Raw genomic sequence first — 18,100 nt, 5'->3', positions numbered from 1 at the left:
TCAGACCCATCAGGTGCTCGCCCCCGGCACCAATGATTCTGGCCCCTGGAGATTTCAAGACATGACCGACCGCCCCGACCTCTCGACCCTTCCGTCCTACAAGGCGCCGAAGCGCTCGCTGTTCTCTGCCCGCAAACTCGCGCTGATGGCGTCGGTCGTGGCCGGCCTCGGTGCCGCCACCTACGGCTTCAGCCCCTCGCACAACCCCGCCGACCTGTTCACGACGCCCGCGCATGCGCAGGTCAATAACGAGGTCAAGAAGGTTCAGCAGCCGGTCGGATTTGCCGACATCGTCGAGCGCGTGAAACCGTCGGTGATCTCGGTCAAGGTCAACATTCGCGAGAAGGTCGCGAAGGATGACAGCAACAACAATGACGATTCGCCGTTCCAGCCGGGTTCGCCGATGGAGCGCTTCTTCCGCCGCTTCGGCGGTCCGGATGGCTTGCCCCCGGGCCTGCGCGGTGGACCGCGCGGCGGTGGCGTGGTGACGGGCCAGGGTTCCGGCTTCTTCATCTCGGCTGACGGCTTTGCCGTGACCAACAATCACGTCGTCGACGGCGCCGACAAGGTCGAAGTCACCACCGACGACGGCAAGACCTATTCCGCCAAGGTGATCGGCACCGATCCGCGCACCGACCTCGCGCTGATCAAGGTCGAGGGCGGCTCCAACTTCCAGTTTGCCAAGCTTTCCGAAACCAAGCCACGCATCGGCGACTGGGTGCTGGCGGTCGGCAATCCGTTCGGCCTCGGCGGCACCGTGACCGCGGGCATCGTCTCGGCCTCCGGCCGCGACATCGGCAACGGCCCGTATGACGATTTCATCCAGATCGATGCGCCCGTGAATAAGGGCAATTCGGGTGGCCCGGCGTTCGACGTGTCCGGTGAGGTGATGGGCGTCAACACGGCGATCTACTCGCCGTCCGGCGGCAGCGTCGGCATCGCGTTCTCGATCCCGGCCCAGACCGTCAAGAGCGTCGTCGCCCAGTTGAAGGACAAGGGCGCGGTCAGCCGTGGCTGGATCGGCGTCCAGATCCAGCCGGTGACCTCCGACATCGCCGACAGCCTCGGCATGAAGAAGGCCGAAGGCGCGCTGGTTGCCGAACCGCAGGCCAACGGCCCCGCGGCCAAGGCCGGCATCGAATCCGGTGACGTCATCACCGCCGTCAATGGCGAGCCGGTGAAGGATGCGCGCGAACTCGCCCGCACCATCGGTGGCCTCGCGCCCGGCAACGCCGTGAAGCTGAACGTACTGCACAAGGGTCAGGACAAGACCGTCAACCTCACGCTCGGCCAGCTGCCGAACAACCTGGAAGCCAAGGCGGACACCGACAAGAGCGACAAGGGCAACTCGTCCCGCGGCACCGACGTGCCGAAGCTCGGCCTCACCGTCGCGCCCGCCAACAGCGTGGCCGGCGCCGGCAAGGATGGCGTGGTCGTGACCGAAGTCGATCCCAAGAGTGCTGCCGCTGAGCGGGGCTTCAAGGAAGGCGACGTGATCCTCGAGGTCGCCGGCAAGTCCGTCGGCACCGCCGGTGAAGTGCGGGATGCGATCACCGCGGCGCGCAATGACAGCAAGAACAGCGTTCTCATGCGCGTGAAGAGCGGCGGTTCGTCGCGCTTTGTGGCAGTGCCGCTGGCGAAGGGATAACTATCTATGAGTTGGAAGGCGTCGCCGGCATCAGTCGCCCCCGCCGACGGCGCTTTCCGGGGGGCGGGCCCCTTGCTCGCTCCCTACGTTGCCTTTCGATGGAATATGCCCCCCTCTGTCGGAAGGTCTCAGGGCGGTGAGGTCCCCCAGCTTCACCGCCCACTTTTTTCAAGCAATCGAGAATATGCGCGGTCGTCTTGCATGTGCAGGCCGGCCGCGTCATGCTGACAGAGGGCCAATTCCCGTGACCGCAATCGCTCCGCAAATGCGCATCCTGATCATCGAAGACGACCGTGAGTCAGCCGACTATCTGGTCAAGGCATTCCGCGAAGTCGGCTATATCGCCGATCTCGCCTCCGATGGCGAGGAAGGGCTGTCGATGGCCGAGACCGGCGACTACGACGTGCTGGTTGTGGATCGCATGCTGCCGAAGCGTGACGGCCTGTCGCTGATCGGCAGCCTGCGCGACAAGGGCAACCGGACGCCGGTACTCATCCTCTCGGCGCTCGGCCAGGTCGATGACCGCATCAAGGGCCTGCGCGCCGGCGGCGACGACTACCTGCCGAAACCCTATTCCTTCGCCGAGCTGCTCGCGCGCGTCGAGGTGCTGTCGCGGCGCAATGTCGGCCCGGCCGAGGAGACGACCTACCGGGTCGGCGACCTCGAGCTCGATCGGCTGTCCCATCGCGTCGCCCGCGGCAAGGACGAGCTGACCTTGCAGCCGCGCGAGTTCCGCCTGCTCGAATATCTCATGAAGCATGCCGGGCAGGTGGTGACACGCACCATGCTGCTCGAGAATGTCTGGGATTATCATTTCGATCCGCAGACCAACGTCATCGACGTCCACATCTCGCGGCTGCGCTCCAAGATCGACAAGGGTTTTGAACGGCCGCTGCTGCATACCATCCGCGGTGCGGGGTATATGATCCGTGACGGCATTCGGTAAACTGATCCGGACCACGGCGTTTCGGCTGACGCTGGTCTACCTGTTCCTGTTCGCGCTGTTCGCCGCCTCGCTGCTGGCTTACTTCGCCTGGAACACGCGGCGGCTGATCACCGAGCAGATCACGACGACGGTCAACGTCGAGATCAGCGAGATCACCGACATCTACAACCGCCGTGGACTGCGCGGCCTGCTGGGCACCATGGGCAATCGTGCGCTGCGGCCGGGCGCCAACCTCTATCTGGTGACGGCGCCGAACGGGCAGATGCTTGCCGGCAATGTCGGCGCGCTGGCACCGGGCGTGATGAGCGTGCAGGGCTGGACCGAGACCGCCTATCGCCGGCTCGACGACCAGGACAAGACCGATCACCGCGCGCTCGTGAAGGTCACCGAGATGGAGAACGGCTTCCGCCTGCTGGTCGGGCGCGACCTCGAGGAGCGGCGGCGGCTGTTCGGCATCGTCGCCAAGGCCGCGCAATGGTCGATCCTCGTCGTCGTCGTGCTCGGCATCGGCGGCGGCATCTTCGTCGCCCGCCGCGTGCTGCACCGGATCGACGCCATGACCGGCACCACCAAGCGCATCATGGCGGGCGATCTGTCCGGCCGGCTGCCGGTCGGCCGCAGCGGCGACGAGCTCGATCGCCTGGCGGAAAATCTCAATGCCATGCTCGAGCGCATCGAGGCGCTGATGACGGGGCTGAAGGAGGTCTCCGACAACATCGCCCATGACCTCAAGACGCCGCTGACGCGGCTGCGCAACCGCGCCGAGGAGGCGCTGGCGCGGTCGGGCTGCGAGGCCGACTATCGCGCGGCGCTGGAGCGGACCATCGAGGAATCCGACGGGCTGATCCGCACCTTCAACGCCCTGTTGATGATTGCGCGTGCCGAGTCCGGCCAGGCGCGCGGCAACATGGACGATTTCGACGGCGCCGATGTCGCCAACGGCATCCACGAGCTGTACGAGCCGCTGGCCGAGGACGACGGCATGACGCTGCAGGTGAAGACCGTGCCGGCGCCGATTCACGGCAACCGCGAATTGATCAGCCAGGCCGTCGCCAACCTGGTCGAGAATGCCATCAAATACGGCAAGCCCGACGTCAGCGGGCAGCCGCTCAATGCGGATGCGCGGGAGATCCTGATCGAGGCGCGGCGCGAGGGCGACCAGGTCCTGCTCAGCGTCACCGACCACGGTCCGGGCATTCCCGAGGCCGACCGCAAGCACGCGGTCGAGCGCTTCGTCCGGCTCGAGGCGAGCCGGACCTTACCCGGTTCCGGTCTCGGCCTCAGTCTGGCCTCGGCGGTCGCCACGCTTCATGGCGGCGAGCTCAGGCTCGGCGATGCCCATCCGGGGCTGGTCGCCACCCTGGTGCTGCCCGCGCGGGCGGGCGGCAGTGACAGGCTTGCGGCTCAAACGCAGGATGTGCCACAGAAGGCGGCATGAATGCCGCCGCGCCGGGAAACGCGGATCGACATCGTCTGGCCGCGCGGTTCGCGGACGGACCGCGTGTCGCCGCGCCCACATCCGCCGATCAGCGCCTGACCGACTGGTTCGCCGAGCTCGAGCCGGCGCAATCGGCCGCGCTCAATGCGCTGCTTGAACATCCGTTCGCACGCGACATCCTGCGCGGCATCGCCGAGTTCTCGCCCTATTTGTTCGAGCTCGCGCGTGCCGACGCCGCGCGGCTGATCCGGATCCTGTCATGCGACCCGGAGTCGCATCTGGCCAACCTGATCGAGACGACGTCGCGCGAGGTGCTCGCCGCCGGCAGCGAGGCCGACGTGATGGTTCCGCTTCGCCGCATGAAGGCGGAGGCCGCGCTGATGATCGCGCTGTGCGACATCGGCGGCGTCTGGCCGGTGATGCGGGTGACGGCGGCGCTGACCGACATCGCGGTGAATTCGGTGCAATCGGCGCTGCGATATTTGTTCCGGCAGGAAGTGGCCCGCGGCCGGATGACCGCCGCCGATCCCGATCACCCCGAAGCAGGCTCGGGCCTGATCGTGCTCGCGATGGGCAAGATGGGGGCCGGCGAGCTGAACTATTCCAGCGACATCGACCTGATCGTGTTCTTCGATCGCGCGGCCACCTCGCTCGCCGAGGACATCGAGCCGCAGCCGTTCTTCGTGCGCGTCACCCAGGCGATGGCGCGGATGCTGCAGCAGCGCTCCGGCGACGGCTATGTGTTCCGGGTCGATCTCAGGCTGCGTCCGGACCCGGCCTCGACCCAGGTCGCGATCTCGACCGACGCGGCTTTGCATTATTACGAGCGCGAGGGACGCACCTGGGAGCGCGCCGCGATGATCAAGGCGCGGCCCTGTGCCGGCGATCCGAAGGCCGGCGAGGCCCTGATCGCCGAGCTCGCGCCGTTCGTCTGGCGCAAGCATCTGGATTTTGCCGCGCTTGCCGATGTCCACGACATGAAGCGGCAGATGCAGACCTATCGCGGCCAGAGCGAGATCTCGGTCGAGGGCCATAACGTCAAGGTCGGCCGCGGCGGCATCCGCGAGATCGAGTTCTTCGCCCAGACCCAGCAGCTGATCGCTGGCGGCCGCCATCCGGAGTTGCGGGTGCGGCCGACGCTGGAGGCGCTCAACGTGCTCGCCAACAGCAACTGGATCACCTTTGAAGCGCGCGACGAATTGACGACGGCCTATGAATTCCTGCGCCGGGTCGAGCACCGGCTGCAGATGATCGCCGACGAGCAGACCCATTCGCTGCCCGAAGCGCCTGAGGATGTCGAGCGCTTTGCGCATTTCTTCGGCTACGAAAATCGCAAGGCCTTCGCCAGAGACCTGCTCGGCCAGCTCAAGATCGTGCAGAACCACTATGGCAAGCTGTTCGAGGGCGACGATCCGACCGGCACCGCAAAGCTGCCGGATATCGACTACGGCGCCGGGCCTGAGGATGCTCGCCTGATCGAACATCTCGCCAATCTCGGCTTCAAGAAGCCCATTGCGGTTGCCGGCACCGTGCAGCAATGGATCGAGGGCGACTATCGCGCGCTGCGCGTCGAGGCGACGCGCGCCGCGTTCCTGGAATTCATTCCCGGCCTGATCGACGGCCTCGCGCATGCCGAGGAGCCGGACGATGCGGTGGCGGCGTTCGACCGTTTCCTCGGCGCGCTGCAGCGGGGCGGCCGGCTGATCTCGCTGCTCAGCCAGAACCGCGACTTCGTCGCGCTGGTGGCGCTGATCCTCGGCGCGGCACCGCGGCTCGGCGACATGCTGGCGCGGCAGCCGCAGATCATGGACGGCCTGGTCGATCCGCGCTTCTTCGGCGCGATGCCGGACAAGAAGGAACTGTCGGAGCGGCTGGCCGCCACGCTGCAGGATGCGTCGTCCTACGAGGATTTTCTCGATCGTCTGAGATTGTTCGGCCAGGAGAGCCTGTTCCTGATCGGCACGCGGATCCTGTCCGGCACGGTATCGGCGCAGCACGCCAGCACCGCCTTTGCCGATGTGGCCGAGGGGATCGTCCACACCGTGCACGGCCTCGTCACCGACCAGTTCGCCGCGCAATATGGTCGGATCAACGGGCAGGAGACCGCGATCGTCGCGATGGGGCGGCTCGGCAGCCGCGAGATGACGGCGTCCTCCGACCTCGATTTGATCCTGCTGTACGATTTCGACAGCGAGGCGCCGGACTCCGACGGCGAGCGCTCGCTGCATGGCGCGCAGTATTTTGCCCGCTTCACCCAGCGCCTGATCAGCGCCTTCACGACCCGGACCAATTACGGCGTGCTCTATGAGGTCGACATGCGGCTGCGCCCGTCGGGGCGCGCCGGCCCGGTCGCCTCGCGGATCGATTCGTTCTCCGACTACCAGGAGCGCGAGGCGTGGACCTGGGAGCACATGGCGCTGACGCGCGCCCGCGTGATCTCGTCGTCGCCTGAATTCCGCGAGAAGATCGAAGCGATCATCCGCAGCGTGCTGACCCGGCCGCGCGATGCGGCGTCGACCGCGGCCGACGTTGCCGACATGCGGCGCGCGATCGCGCTGGAGAAGGGCGAGGACGACGTCTGGGATCTCAAGCTCGCCGCCGGCGGGCTCGTCGACATCGATTTCATCGCGCAATATCTCCAGCTCGCGCATGCCGCGGTGAAGCCGGAAATCCTCAGCGTCTCCACGCTGCAGGTGCTCGACAATGCCGCCAAGCTCGGCCTGCTCGGCCAGTCCGAGGCGGAGATCCTGCGCTCGGCGGCGCGGCTCTATCATGACCTGACGCAGATCCTGCGGCTCTGCGTCACCGGCAAGTTCAATCCGGAGACCGCGGGCGAAGACCTGCTGCGCGTAATGGCGCGGGCCGGGGACACGCCGGACTTCTCCGCGCTGGAAGCGCGCCTGCGCGAAACCCAGAGCGAGGTGCGCCGCGTCTTCAACACGATCGTGGGGTAGAGGCGGTAGCGCCTACAATCACCGCTCGATCCACGTCATTGCGAGCGAAGCGAAGCAATCCACGGTTCCGCAAGCGGAGAGGTGGATTGCTTCGTCGCTATCGCTCCTCGCAATGACGGCGGTGCGGAGCGCTCACAGCCTCTAGGAATGATAGTCCAGAAAGCTACGCCTGCTGCTTCAGCTTCTGCAAGGCATCGCGGACGTCGGGATCGAGGCCGGTGCCGCCGGCGTCGAGATGGGCGAAGATCTGCTTGCGCATCCGCGGGTCCCAGAACTTCCAGATGTGCTCGGAAATGCCCTGCACGGCACGCTCGCGCCCCTGGCTCTGGAAGAATTTTCCGATCTGGTTCGCCATATAGACCAGTTTGTCAGGCGACGACGACATAAGCGGGCTCCTTGCCGGCCATCGCGCCTGTGACGCGTTCCGGATGCGTAAAGATTTCAAATCCATCGGCGCGAGCGATCGCGGCGAGCGTGATGCCGGCGGCATCCGCCATCCGCACCGCAAGCGCGGTCGGCGCCGACACCGCAGCGATCAGCGGCGCGCCGATCGCGGCGGTCTTCTGAACCATTTCGACCGAAACGCGGCTGGTGAGCAGCACCATGCCTTCGCTGGCCATGACCTTGTCGCGGGCCAGCGCGCCGGTGAGCTTGTCGAGCGCATTGTGGCGGCCGACATCCTCGCGCAGCGCCACGATGCCGCGCGCGCCCGTCCAGAACGCCGCGGCGTGCACGGCGCGGGTCTGGTGGTTGATCTCCTGCAGCGGCGCCACCGCCGCCATCGCCGCCATGATCTCGCGCGGCGAGAAGGCGCGGCCGGCGCGTACCACCGCGGCCGGCCGGACTGCCTCGCTGATGGAATCGAGTCCGCACAGGCCGCAGCCGGTCGGTCCGGCGATGTTGCGCCGTCGCTCGGCGATCCGCTCGGCCCTGTCAGGCCTGAGCCACATCCGAAGCTCGATGCCGTCATCGAGCTCGACGATGTCGAGGGTCTCGATCTCGTCGGCCGCTTGCACGATGCCTTCGCTCAGGCTGAAGCCCACGGCGAAATCGCCGAGGTCCTCGGGCGAGCCCATCATCACGGCGTAGGTGCCGCCATTATAGGTCAGCGCGAGCGGCGTCTCCTCCGGGATCAGGCGCGCGCCGTCGCTGAAGACGCCGTTGCGCCAGACCTTCCGGTTCGCCTGATAGACGTGCTCGCGCATCGCTATTCCGCGGCTTCCACCACCGGCGCGGCGATGCGGCGGGAGTGGCGAGCCTGCTCGTCATAGGCCTTCTGCCAGTCGGACGGACCGTTCGACGGCGAGATCTGCACTGCGGTGACCTTGTACTCGGGACAGTTGGTGGCCCAGTCCGAGAAATCAGTCGTGATGACGTTGGCCTGGGTGTCAGGGTGGTGGAACGTGGTGTAGACAACGCCCGGCGCCACGCGGTCGGTGATCTCGGCGCGCAGCGTGGTCTCGCCGGCGCGGCTCGCCAGCCGCACCCAGTCGCCGTCGCGCACGCCGCGCTGCTCGGCGTCGTGCGGATGGATCTCCAGCCGGTCCTCGGCGTGCCACACCACGTTCTCGGTGCGGCGGGTCTGCGCGCCGACATTGTACTGGCTGAGGATGCGGCCGGTGGTGAGCAGCAGCGGGTAGCGCGGGCCGGTGCGTTCGTCGGTCGCGATATATTCGGTGAGGATGAACTTGCCCTTGCCGCGCACGAAGCCGCCGATATGCATCACCGGGGTGCCTTCCGGCGCCTTTTCGTTGCAGGGCCACTGCACCGAGCCGAGCTCGTCGAGCCTGGCATAGGAGACGCCCGCGAAGGTCGGCGTCAGCGCGGCGATCTCGTCCATGATCTCGGATGGATGGGTGTAGTTCATCTCAAAGCCCATCGCCTTGCCGAGCATGATCGTCACTTCCCAGTCGGCGTAGCCGTTGAGCGGCGTCATCACCTTGCGGACGCGCTGGATGCGGCGTTCGGCATTGGTGAAGGTGCCGTCCTTCTCGAGGAAGGTCGAGCCGGGCAGGAAGACATGGGCGTAGTTCGCGGTCTCGTTCAGGAAGAGATCGTGGACGATGACGCATTCCATCGCCGACAGCGCCGCCACCACGTGCTTGGTGTTCGGATCGGACTGCAGGATGTCCTCGCCCTGCACGTAAAGCCCCATGAAGCTGCCCTCGATGGCGGCGTCGAACATGTTCGGGATGCGCAGGCCCGGCTCGTTGTTGAGCTTGACGTTCCACATCGCTTCGAACTGCTCGCGCACCGCATCGCCGGCGATGTGGCGGTAGCCCGGCAGCTCGTGCGGGAACGAGCCCATGTCGCAGGAGCCCTGCACGTTGTTCTGGCCGCGCAGCGGATTCACGCCGACGCCGGGCCGGCCGATATTACCGGTCGCCATCGCGAGGTTGGCGATCGCGATCACCGTGGTCGAGCCCTGGCTGTGCTCGGTGACGCCGAGCCCGTAATAGATCGCGCCGTTGCCGCCGGTGGCATAGATTCGGGCCGCCTCGCGCAGCACCTTCGGATCGACGCCGGTCATGATCGCGGTGGCTTCCGGGCTGTGCTTGGAATCGGCGACGAAAGCCGCCCAGTCCTGGAACTCGCTCCAGTCGCAGCGCTCGCGCACGAAGGCCTCATCGACGAGCCCTTCGGTGACGATGACATGGGCGAGCGCGGTGAGCACGGCGACGTTGGTGCCGGGCATCAGGGGCAGATGCAGCGCCTTCACGTGCGGAGATTCCACCATCTCGGTGCGGCGCGGATCGATCACGATCAGCCTGGCGCCCTGGCGCAGCCGCTTCTTCAGCCGCGAGGCGAACACCGGATGGGCGGAAGCCGGATTGGCGCCGATGATCAGCACGACGTCGGTGTCCTCCACCGAGTCGAAATCCTGCGTGCCGGCCGAAGTCCCGAAGGTTTGCGACAGGCCGTAGCCGGTCGGCGAATGGCAGACGCGGGCGCAGGTGTCGACATTGTTGTTGCCGAAGCCGGCGCGGATCAGCTTCTGCACCAGATAGGTTTCTTCATTGGTGCAGCGTGACGAGGTGATGCCGCCGACCGCGTCGCGGCCGTATTTCTGCTGGATGCCCTTGAACTTCGCGGCGGCGAAATTCAAGGCTTCGTCCCACGATACTTCCTGCCAGGGATCCTCGATCCGCTCGCGGATCATCGGCTTCAGGATGCGCTCCTTGTGGGTGGTGTAACCCCAGGCGAAGCGGCCCTTGACGCAGGAATGGCCGCGATTGGCCTTGCCGTCCTTCCACGGCACCATGCGTACCACTTCCTCGCCGCGCATCTCGGCCTTGAAGGCGCAGCCCACGCCGCAATAGGCACAAGTGGTGACGACCGAGTGTTCGGGCTGGCCGATCTCGATCACGGATTTCTCGGTCAGCGTCGCGGTCGGGCAGGCCTGCACGCAGGCGCCGCAGGATACGCATTCGGAGCCGAGGAAGCTCTCGTTCATGCCGGGCGAGACGCGGCTGTCGAAGCCGCGGCCGGAGATCGTCAGCGCGAAGGTGCCTTGTACTTCCTCGCAGGCGCGGACGCAGCGCGAGCAGACGATGCACTTCGAGGGATCGTAGGTGAAGTACGGATTGGACTCGTCCTTCGGCATCCAGTTGTCGTTTTCGCAGCCGTGCGATTCGGCGAAGACGTGGTTCTGACCTTCATAGCCGTAGCGCACGTCGCGCAGGCCGACGGCACCCGCCATGTCCTGCAATTCGCAGTCGCCGTTCGCGGCGCAGGTCAGGCAGTCCAGCGGGTGGTCGGAGATGTAGAGCTCCATCACGCCCTTGCGCAGCTTCTTCAGCCGCTCGCTCTGGGTGTGCACGACGAGGCCGGGCATGACCGGCGTCGTGCAGGAGGCCGGCGTGCCGGCGCGGCCCTCGATCTCGACGAGGCAGAGCCGGCAGGAGCCGAAGGCGTCGACCATGTCGGTCGCGCAGAGCTTTGGAATCTGGGTGCCGGCTTCCATCGCCGCGCGCATGATCGAGGTGCCCTCGGGCACCGTGATCTGATTGCCGTCGATGGTCAGCGTGACCATCGTCTCGGATTTGGATTTGGGCGTGCCGAAATCGGTTTCCTGGATCAGCGACATCGTGATTTCCTTGCTATTCCGCGGCCTGCAGCCGGGCCGGTGCGGGACCTAGATCTCCGCCGAAATCTTCCCGGAAGTGTTTCAGTGCGCTCATCACGGGGTAGGGCGTGAAGCCGCCGAGTGCGCACAGCGAGCCGAATTTCATGGTGTTGCAGAGGTCTTCGACAACAGCGAGGTTTTCCGCCACGCGCTCGCCATTGATGATCTTGTTGATGGTCTCGACGCCGCGGGTCGAGCCGATCCGGCACGGCGTGCACTTGCCGCAGGATTCGACCGCGCAGAATTCCATCGCAAAGCGGGCCTGCTTCGCCATGTCGACGCTGTCGTCGAACACCACGATCCCGCCATGGCCGATCAGGCCGTCGCGCGCGGCGAACGCTTCATAGTCGAACGGCGTGTCGAACAGCGCGCGCGGGAAGTAGGCCCCGAGCGGGCCGCCGACTTGAACCGCGCGCACCTCGCGCCCGGTGAAGGTGCCGCCGCCGATCTCGTCGACGAGTTCGCCGAGCGTGACGCCGAAGGCGGTCTCGAACAGCCCGCCATATCTGATGTTGCCGGCGAGCTGGATCGGCATCGTGCCGCGCGAGCGGCCCATGCCGAAATCGGCGTAGGCCTTGGCGCCGTTGTCGAGGATGAAGGGAATCGCCGCGAACGACAGCACGTTGTTGATCACGCTCGGGCGGCCGAACAGGCCCTTATGCGCCGGCAGCGGCGGCTTGGCCCGCACGATGCCGCGGCGGCCCTCGAGGCTTTCCAGCAACGAGGTCTCTTCGCCGCAGACATAAGCGCCGGCGCCGACCCGCACCTCGAGATCGAACTCATGGGCGGAGCCGCCGATGCGCTTGCCGAGCAAGCCGGCGCGGCGGGCGGCCACGATCGCCGCGTTCATCGCTTCGACCGCGTGCGGATATTCCGAGCGGATGTAGATGTAGCCCTTGGTGGCGCCTACCGTGATACCTGCGATCGTCATGCCCTCGATCACGACGAAGGGGTCGCCTTCCATGATCATGCGGTCGGCGAAGGTGCCGCTGTCGCCTTCGTCTGCGTTGCAGACGATGTATTTGCGGTCGGCGCTGGCCTGCGCCACGGTCTTCCACTTGATGCCGGTGGGGAAGCCGGCGCCGCCGCGGCCGCGCAGACCGGACGTCGTGACGTCGGCGAGGATCTGGTCGGAGGTCAGCGTCAGCGCCCGCTCCAGGCCCTTGTAGCCGCCATGGGCGCGGTAGTCGTCGACCGAGCGCGGATCGAGCACGCCGCAGCGGACGAAGGTCAGCCGGGTCTGGCGCTTCAGCCAGGGAATCTCGTCCGTGACACCAAGCCGCAGCGCGTGCTGGCCGCTGCCGGCCATCGCGTCGAGCAGGGGTGGAACGTCCGCCGGCGTCACCGGGCCGAACGCGACGCGACCCTGGGCGGTCGCCAGCTCGACCATCGGCTCCAGCCAGTACAGCCCGCGCGAGCCGGTCCTGACGATTTCGAGCGGCATGCCGCGCGCTGCTGCGGCCTGCTCGAAGGCGAGGGCGACATCGTCGGCGCCGACGGCGACCGCGCCGGCGTCGCGGGGAATGAAGATCCGCATTGTCATCGCTGTGCCTCCGCGACCAGCGCGTCGATCCGCGCTTCGTCGAGCCGGCCGACCACGCGGCCATCCAGCATCGCCGAGGGCGCGGTGGCGCACAGCCCGAGGCAGTAGATCGGCTCCAGCGTCACGCGGTCATCCGCCGTGGTATTGCCGAGGGCAACGCCGAGCTTGGCTTCCGCGTGCGCCGCGAGCGCATCGCCGCCGGCGGCCTGGCAGGCCTCGGCGCGGCACAGCTTGAGGACGTGGCGGCCCGCAGGTTGCTTCCGGAAATCATGGTAGAAGGTGAAGACGCCGTGCACCTCGGCGCGCGACAGGTTGAGCGCCTCCGCCACCATCGGGATCGCAGGCTCCGGCACGTAGCCGAAGGCCTCCTGCAGCGCGTGCAGGATCACCAGCGTGGCGCCTTCGAGCCCGGCATGCTCGGCGATGATTTCAGCGCCGCGCGCCTTGTCCCAAGCTTCGTATCCCACCGTCATCAGCGCTTCTCACGATCAGTTTTTTGCTTCGCACATGAGAGTTGGAATCCTTCGAAACATCAATAAAGCTGTCTCATGCGGCGATTGCGAAACGCGATTAATAGCGCTGTCGAATGGATCGATGCGGGATCGTAATAATGTTCTGGAATCGCGCACTTCCGGGGCGCTTTGGATTTCGGGATCGCACCCCGATCGTGCTACCTATGGACGTGTTGGGCTGCCGCTTGGGGAGCCGTTTTCCGAAGGGATTTGAACCTTGATCGACAAGCTGGAACTTCTGCTGGCGCTGGCCAAGGAACGGCACTTCGGCCGGGCTGCGGAGGCGTGCGGCGTCACCCAGCCGACGATGTCGACCAGTCTCAAGCAGCTCGAGGAAATCCTCGGCGTCATGCTGGTGCAGCGCGGATCCCGCTTCCAGGGCTTCACGCCCGAAGGGGAGCGGACGCTGGACTGGGCGCGGCGCATCGTCGGCGATGCGCGCGCGATGAAGCAGGAGATCAACAGCCTCAAGGACAAGCTGTCGGGCGAGATCCGGATCGCGGCGATCCCGACCGCGCTCGGCATGGTGGCCTCGCTGACCACGCCGTTCCGGGCGCGCCATCCCGACGTGCGGTTCCGCATCCAGTCGTGCACGTCGGCCGATGTGCTCGGTCTGCTCGAGAATCTCGAGGTCGATGCCGGGCTGACCTATATCGAGAACGAGCCGATCGGCAAGGTCCGCACCATCCCGCTCTATAACGAGAGCTATCGCTTGCTGACGGCGCCGGATGCGATGTTCGGCGACCGCAAGCAGGTGACGTGGAAGGAAGTCGGCACCGTGCCGCTCTGTCTGCTCACGCCCGACATGCAGAACCGCCGCATCATCGATCGCGCGCTGACCTCGGTCGGCGCGGAGGCGACGCCGACGCTGACGTCGAACTCACTGCTCGTGCTCTACACCCACGTGAAGACCGGCCGCTGGGCCAGCGTGATGCCGGCCAAGCTCGCCGAGACGCTCGGCCTTGCGGATACGGTGCGCAGCATTCCGATCGTCGATCCGGTCGTGGACTACAGCATTGGCCTCGTGATCCCGCAGCGCGATCCGATGACGCCGTTGATCGCAGCCCTGGTGCAGGTCGCACGCGAGGTGGCGCCGACGCTCGAGAGCGCGTAGCTCTCGGCATTCCTTCGTAGCCTTTCCGCCACGGTTCCGGCACAGCAGCAACCGACCACGCGTTGTGTGGTTGCGTTGAAGCAAGTCCTGGTGTTCAGCCGGCGGACAATCTTCGCTTGCTCGCAGCAAAGATGGAACTCAGCGCCGGTTCGGCGGTTGCATTGCGGCGTCCCGGTCAGCGAGCAGGAGCTGCTTTGAATCGTCGCCAGTTACTCCACGGATCGGCCGTATTGCCGACACTCATGTTCTTGCCACAGCGCCAGGCCGCCGCCGCAGCGAGCGCGACGGACGCACCCTTCAACCCAGGCATGGTCAGGGAGCTTGCGCGCAATCTCGCCGGCAAGTCGTTCGAGGCGCCGGACGAGAAATTGCCGAACGGCCTGACGGACCTCAACTACGACCAGTACCGCTCGATCCGCTTCACGTCCGAGCGCGCGCTGTGGCGCGGCGCGAAGCTGCCGTTCGAAGCGCAGTTCTTCCACCGCGGTTTCTTCTACAAGAACAAGGTCAAGATCTTCGAGGTCGCCGACGGCAAGGTCAGCGAAGTCAAGTACAGCAAGGACATGTTTTCGTTCGGCGAGACCGTACCTGACTTCACCGAGACCGATCTCGGCTTTGCCGGATTTCGCATCCACGCGCCGATCAACAAGCCGGACTACTATGACGAGGTCTGCGTCTTCCTCGGCGCGAGCTATTTCCGCGCCGTCGCGAAGGACGAGACCTACGGCCTGTCGGCGCGCGGCCTGTCGATCGATACAGGCGAGGCCAAGGGCGAGGAGTTTCCGTTCTTCAAGGCGTTCTGGCTCGAGCGTCCCGTGCCCAACGCGACCTCGCTGGTCATTCACGCCTTGCTCGACAGCAAGAGCTGCGCGGCAAGCTACCGCTTCACGATCAGGCCTGGAGCGACCACGGTGTTCGATGTCGAGGCATCGCTCTATCCGCGTGCCGATCTCGAGCACGTGGGCCTTGCGCCGATGACGAGCATGTTCTTCTTCGGGCCCAACGATCGCAACGAGGTCGACGACTTTAGGCCGTCGGTGCACGATTCGGACGGGCTTGCGATCTACAACGGCAAGGGCGAGAGCCTGTGGCGCCCGCTGAGCAATCCGCGCGACCTCCAGATCAGCACGTTCCAGGACGTCAATCCGCATGGCTTCGGTCTGATGCAGCGCGAGAAGAATTTCTTCGCCTATCAGGACATCGAATCGCGCTTCGAGAAGCGTCCGAGCTTGTGGGTCGAGCCGATCGGCGACTGGGGCGAGGGCGCGGTCATCCTGTTCGAGATCCCGACCAAGGAAGAGATCCACGACAACATCGCCGCGTTCTGGCGGCCGAAGGCGCCGCTCAAGGCCAAGAGCGAGACCAATTTCACCTATCGCCTGCATTGGGGGCCGGACGCGCCGAAGCCGCATTCGCTCGCGCGCTTCACGCGCAGCGGCATCGGCGCGCATGGCGAGAACAGCAAGCTGTTCGTGCTCGACCTGTTCGGGGGCAATCTGAAGGGGATCGATCCCGGCAGCGTCAAGGGCGTCGTGACGGCCGAGAAGTCCGAGATCACGAATGTCGTCACGCAGCCAAATCCGAATACCGGCGGATGGCGGCTCAGCTTCCAATGCGCCGTCAAGAAGGACCCGGTCGAGCTGCGTGCGCATCTGGCGCAGGATGACAAGCCGCTCTCCGAGATCTGGGTCTATCGATGGGCGCCATAGTCACGTCGCCTCAGTCCGACGTCGCCGCGGCGGCCGACGGCTTCCTGCCACAAGAGAGCCCGCTTGCGATGTCGGCGGCCGATCTCGGCCGGCCGCCGCATGCGGTGAGCACGCCGGTGTCGGTCGGCGCGGGCATGTTGATGCGCCGCGCGTTCGTCCTGATGCTGACGGCGGCGCTGACCGGCGCCGGCGCCTACGAGATGTACATGGTGGTCCAGGTCGGCGGCGTGACGATCATGGAAGGCATGGTGCTGGTGCTGTTCGTCGCGCTGCTCGCCTGGATCGCGTTTTCGTTCGCTTCGGCGCTCGCCGGCTTCTTCGCTCTGCTTCGCCGCAACGGCAACGCCTTGCCGATCCGCGACGACGGTCCCTTGCCGCAGCTCGCGAGCCGGACCGCGGTCCTGCTCCCGACCTACAACGAGAATCCGCATCAATTGATGGCGCGCCTGCGCGCCATCTACGAGTCCGTCGAGGCGACCGGGCGGGGCGACAGCTTCGACTGGTTCATGCTCAGCGACACCCGCGATCCCGATACCTGGATCGCCGAGGAGAGGGCGTTTCTCGAACTGTGCGAGGCCTGCGGCGCGCAACGGCTGTTCTACCGGCATCGCGCCGACAACACGGCGCGGAAGTCCGGCAATGTCGGCGAGTGGATCACGCGGTTCGGCGGCGCCTACCGGTTCATGATCGTGCTCGACGCCGACAGCCTGATGTCGGGCGACACCATGGTGCGGATGGCGCACGCGATGGAGACCAACCCGCAGGCGGCGCTGCTGCAGACGCTGCCGGTCATCGTCAATGCGCGCAGCCTGTTCAGCCGCCTGCAACAGTTCGCCGGCCGGCTCTACGGGCCGATGGTCGCGGCCGGTGTCGCGTGGTGGCACGGCTCCGAGGGCAATTACTGGGGGCACAATGCCATCATCAGGATCGAGGCATTTGCGGAGCAGGCGGGGCTGCCCGAGCTCTCCGGACGCAAGCCGTTCGGCGGACATATCCTGAGCCACGACTTCGTCGAGGCGGCGCTGATGCGGCGCGCCGGCTGGGGCATCTACATGGCCCCGATGCTCGGCGGCAGTTTTGAGGAGGTGCCGCCGTCGCTATTGGATTTTGCCGCGCGCGACCGCCGCTGGTGCCAGGGCAATCTGCAGCATCTCGCCGTGCTGAGGACGCGCCGGTTGCATTGGATCTCGCGGCTGCATTTCATGACCGGGATCGGCTCCTACATCACCGCGCCACTCTGGCTGTCGTTCTTGCTGCTCGGAATCCTGATCTCGTTGCAGGCGCGCTTCATTCGGCCCGAATATTTTCCGAAGGGTTTTTCGCTGTTCCCGAACTGGCCGGCGCAGGACCCGGTGCTCGCCGCCTGGGTATTTGGCCTCACCATGGCGCTGCTGATCGTGCCGAAGCTGCTCGGCTTCATCCTGTTGCTGACGCGCTCGGATACGCGCCGGCAATTCGGCGGCGGGTTCCGGGTGCTGACGGGCGTGCTCGCCGAGGTGCTGATCTCGGCGATGATCGCGCCGGTCATGATGGTGTTCCAGTCGATCGCCGTCGTCGAGATCCTGCTCGGCCGGGACGCCGGCTGGCAGACGCAGCGGCGCGACGACGGCGCGGTCGAGCGGCGGGAGTTGTATCGGAAGTATGGCGTTCCCACCGCCTGCGGTGTCGCGATGGCGATAAGCGCCTGGGCGGTGTCGCTGCCGCTGTTGCTGTGGATGTCGCCGGTGATCGTTGGCCTGCTGTTTGCGATTCCGATCGGCGCCTGGACCGCCCGGCCGGCGATGCACGCGCTGTTCGTGACGCCGGAGGAAGCTAAGCCGCCACGCGTGCTGGTCCGCGCCAATGAGCTGGCGGCGTCGCCGGCACACGCATCGGCCCCTGCGCTCGCGACGTTGCGGCAGGATTCCGGGCTGTTGCAGCGCCATCTCTCGTCGCTGCCGCCGGCGCGGCGCGGCGGTCCGGGCGAGATCGATCTTCATCTCGCGGTGGCGCGTGCGCGGATCGAGGCAAGCGACAGCTTCGACCAAGCGGTCCGCCATCTCACGCCTCGCGAGACGTTGGCCGTGCTCGGTGATTCCGCGCTGCTGGAAGGGGTGCTTGCGAAGTAGTG

General features: G+C 66.3%; 12 protein-coding genes. 7 read left to right on the top strand and 5 right to left on the bottom strand.

All coding sequences use genetic code 11. The features are described from left to right. Positions 1-61 precede the first annotated feature (61 nt). The 4 genes from J2R76_RS13510 to J2R76_RS13495 all read left to right on the top strand — a co-directional run bounded on the left by J2R76_RS13510 (position 62) and on the right by J2R76_RS13495 (position 6,986). Positions 62-1,648 carry a Do family serine endopeptidase gene (locus J2R76_RS13510; protein ID WP_057020253.1) on the top strand — a complete coding sequence of 529 codons (1,587 nt, stop codon included), beginning with the start codon at positions 62-64 and terminating at the stop codon, positions 1,646-1,648. Between the two features lie 265 nt (positions 1,649-1,913). After that, the gene (locus tag J2R76_RS13505; protein WP_016842329.1) at positions 1,914-2,594 is read left to right on the top strand and encodes a response regulator transcription factor; all 681 of its coding nucleotides are present in this window, start codon (positions 1,914-1,916) and stop codon (positions 2,592-2,594) included. Beyond that, complete coding sequence (locus tag J2R76_RS13500; RefSeq protein WP_076833305.1) at positions 2,578-4,032, top strand: ATP-binding protein; 1,455 nt, start codon at positions 2,578-2,580, stop codon at positions 4,030-4,032. Before J2R76_RS13505 ends, J2R76_RS13500 begins: the two co-directional genes overlap by 17 nt. Then, positions 4,029-6,986 carry a bifunctional [glutamine synthetase] adenylyltransferase/[glutamine synthetase]-adenylyl-L-tyrosine phosphorylase gene (locus J2R76_RS13495; protein ID WP_076833309.1) on the top strand — a complete coding sequence of 986 codons (2,958 nt, stop codon included), beginning with the start codon at positions 4,029-4,031 and terminating at the stop codon, positions 6,984-6,986. The genes J2R76_RS13500 and J2R76_RS13495 overlap by 4 nt, the downstream gene beginning before the upstream one ends. A 163-nt stretch (positions 6,987-7,149) precedes the next feature. On the opposite strand, the gene J2R76_RS13490 is transcribed toward J2R76_RS13495, so the two are convergent. From J2R76_RS13490 to J2R76_RS13470, 5 genes are read right to left on the bottom strand one after another with little or no spacing between them, the layout of a single operon-like run. Then, complete coding sequence (locus J2R76_RS13490) at positions 7,150-7,371, bottom strand: formate dehydrogenase subunit delta (protein WP_076833312.1); 222 nt, start codon at positions 7,369-7,371, stop codon at positions 7,150-7,152. Continuing rightward, entirely contained in the window at positions 7,355-8,191 is an 837-nt protein-coding gene (gene fdhD / locus J2R76_RS13485) for a formate dehydrogenase accessory sulfurtransferase FdhD (protein ID WP_076833315.1), read from the bottom strand. Before fdhD ends, J2R76_RS13490 begins: the two co-directional genes overlap by 17 nt. Before the next feature lie 2 nt (positions 8,192-8,193). After that, complete coding sequence (gene fdhF, locus J2R76_RS13480) at positions 8,194-11,073, bottom strand: formate dehydrogenase subunit alpha (protein WP_076833318.1); 2,880 nt, start codon at positions 11,071-11,073, stop codon at positions 8,194-8,196. Between the two features lie 13 nt (positions 11,074-11,086). Beyond that, positions 11,087-12,655: an NADH-quinone oxidoreductase subunit NuoF gene (locus tag J2R76_RS13475; protein WP_076833321.1), complete on the bottom strand. Its 1,569-nt coding sequence runs from the start codon at positions 12,653-12,655 to the stop codon at positions 11,087-11,089. Then, on the bottom strand, positions 12,652-13,128 hold the full coding sequence (locus tag J2R76_RS13470) for a formate dehydrogenase subunit gamma (RefSeq protein ID WP_076833323.1): 477 nt from the start codon (positions 13,126-13,128) through the stop codon (positions 12,652-12,654). Before J2R76_RS13470 ends, J2R76_RS13475 begins: the two co-directional genes overlap by 4 nt. Before the next feature lie 256 nt (positions 13,129-13,384). Here J2R76_RS13470 and J2R76_RS13465 point away from each other — a divergent pair, with 256 nt between their 5' ends. The 3 genes from J2R76_RS13465 to mdoH all read left to right on the top strand — a co-directional run bounded on the left by J2R76_RS13465 (position 13,385) and on the right by mdoH (position 18,098). Further along, positions 13,385-14,281 (top strand): LysR family transcriptional regulator, encoded by an 897-nt coding sequence (locus tag J2R76_RS13465; protein ID WP_076833326.1) that lies wholly within the window; start codon positions 13,385-13,387, stop codon positions 14,279-14,281. A 242-nt stretch (positions 14,282-14,523) separates the two neighbouring features. Further along, positions 14,524-15,990: a glucan biosynthesis protein G gene (locus tag J2R76_RS13460; RefSeq protein WP_076833329.1), complete on the top strand. Its 1,467-nt coding sequence runs from the start codon at positions 14,524-14,526 to the stop codon at positions 15,988-15,990. Continuing rightward, positions 15,978-18,098: a glucans biosynthesis glucosyltransferase MdoH gene (gene mdoH / locus J2R76_RS13455; RefSeq protein ID WP_076833332.1), complete on the top strand. Its 2,121-nt coding sequence runs from the start codon at positions 15,978-15,980 to the stop codon at positions 18,096-18,098. The genes J2R76_RS13460 and mdoH overlap by 13 nt, the downstream gene beginning before the upstream one ends. The last annotated feature ends 2 nt before the right edge of the window (positions 18,099-18,100 follow it).

Source organism: Bradyrhizobium sp. USDA 4532 (assembly GCF_024171315.1).
GTDB classification, from domain to species: Bacteria; Pseudomonadota; Alphaproteobacteria; order Rhizobiales; family Xanthobacteraceae; genus Bradyrhizobium; species Bradyrhizobium australafricanum.
This window is presented reverse-complemented; position numbering and strand designations above follow the sequence as displayed.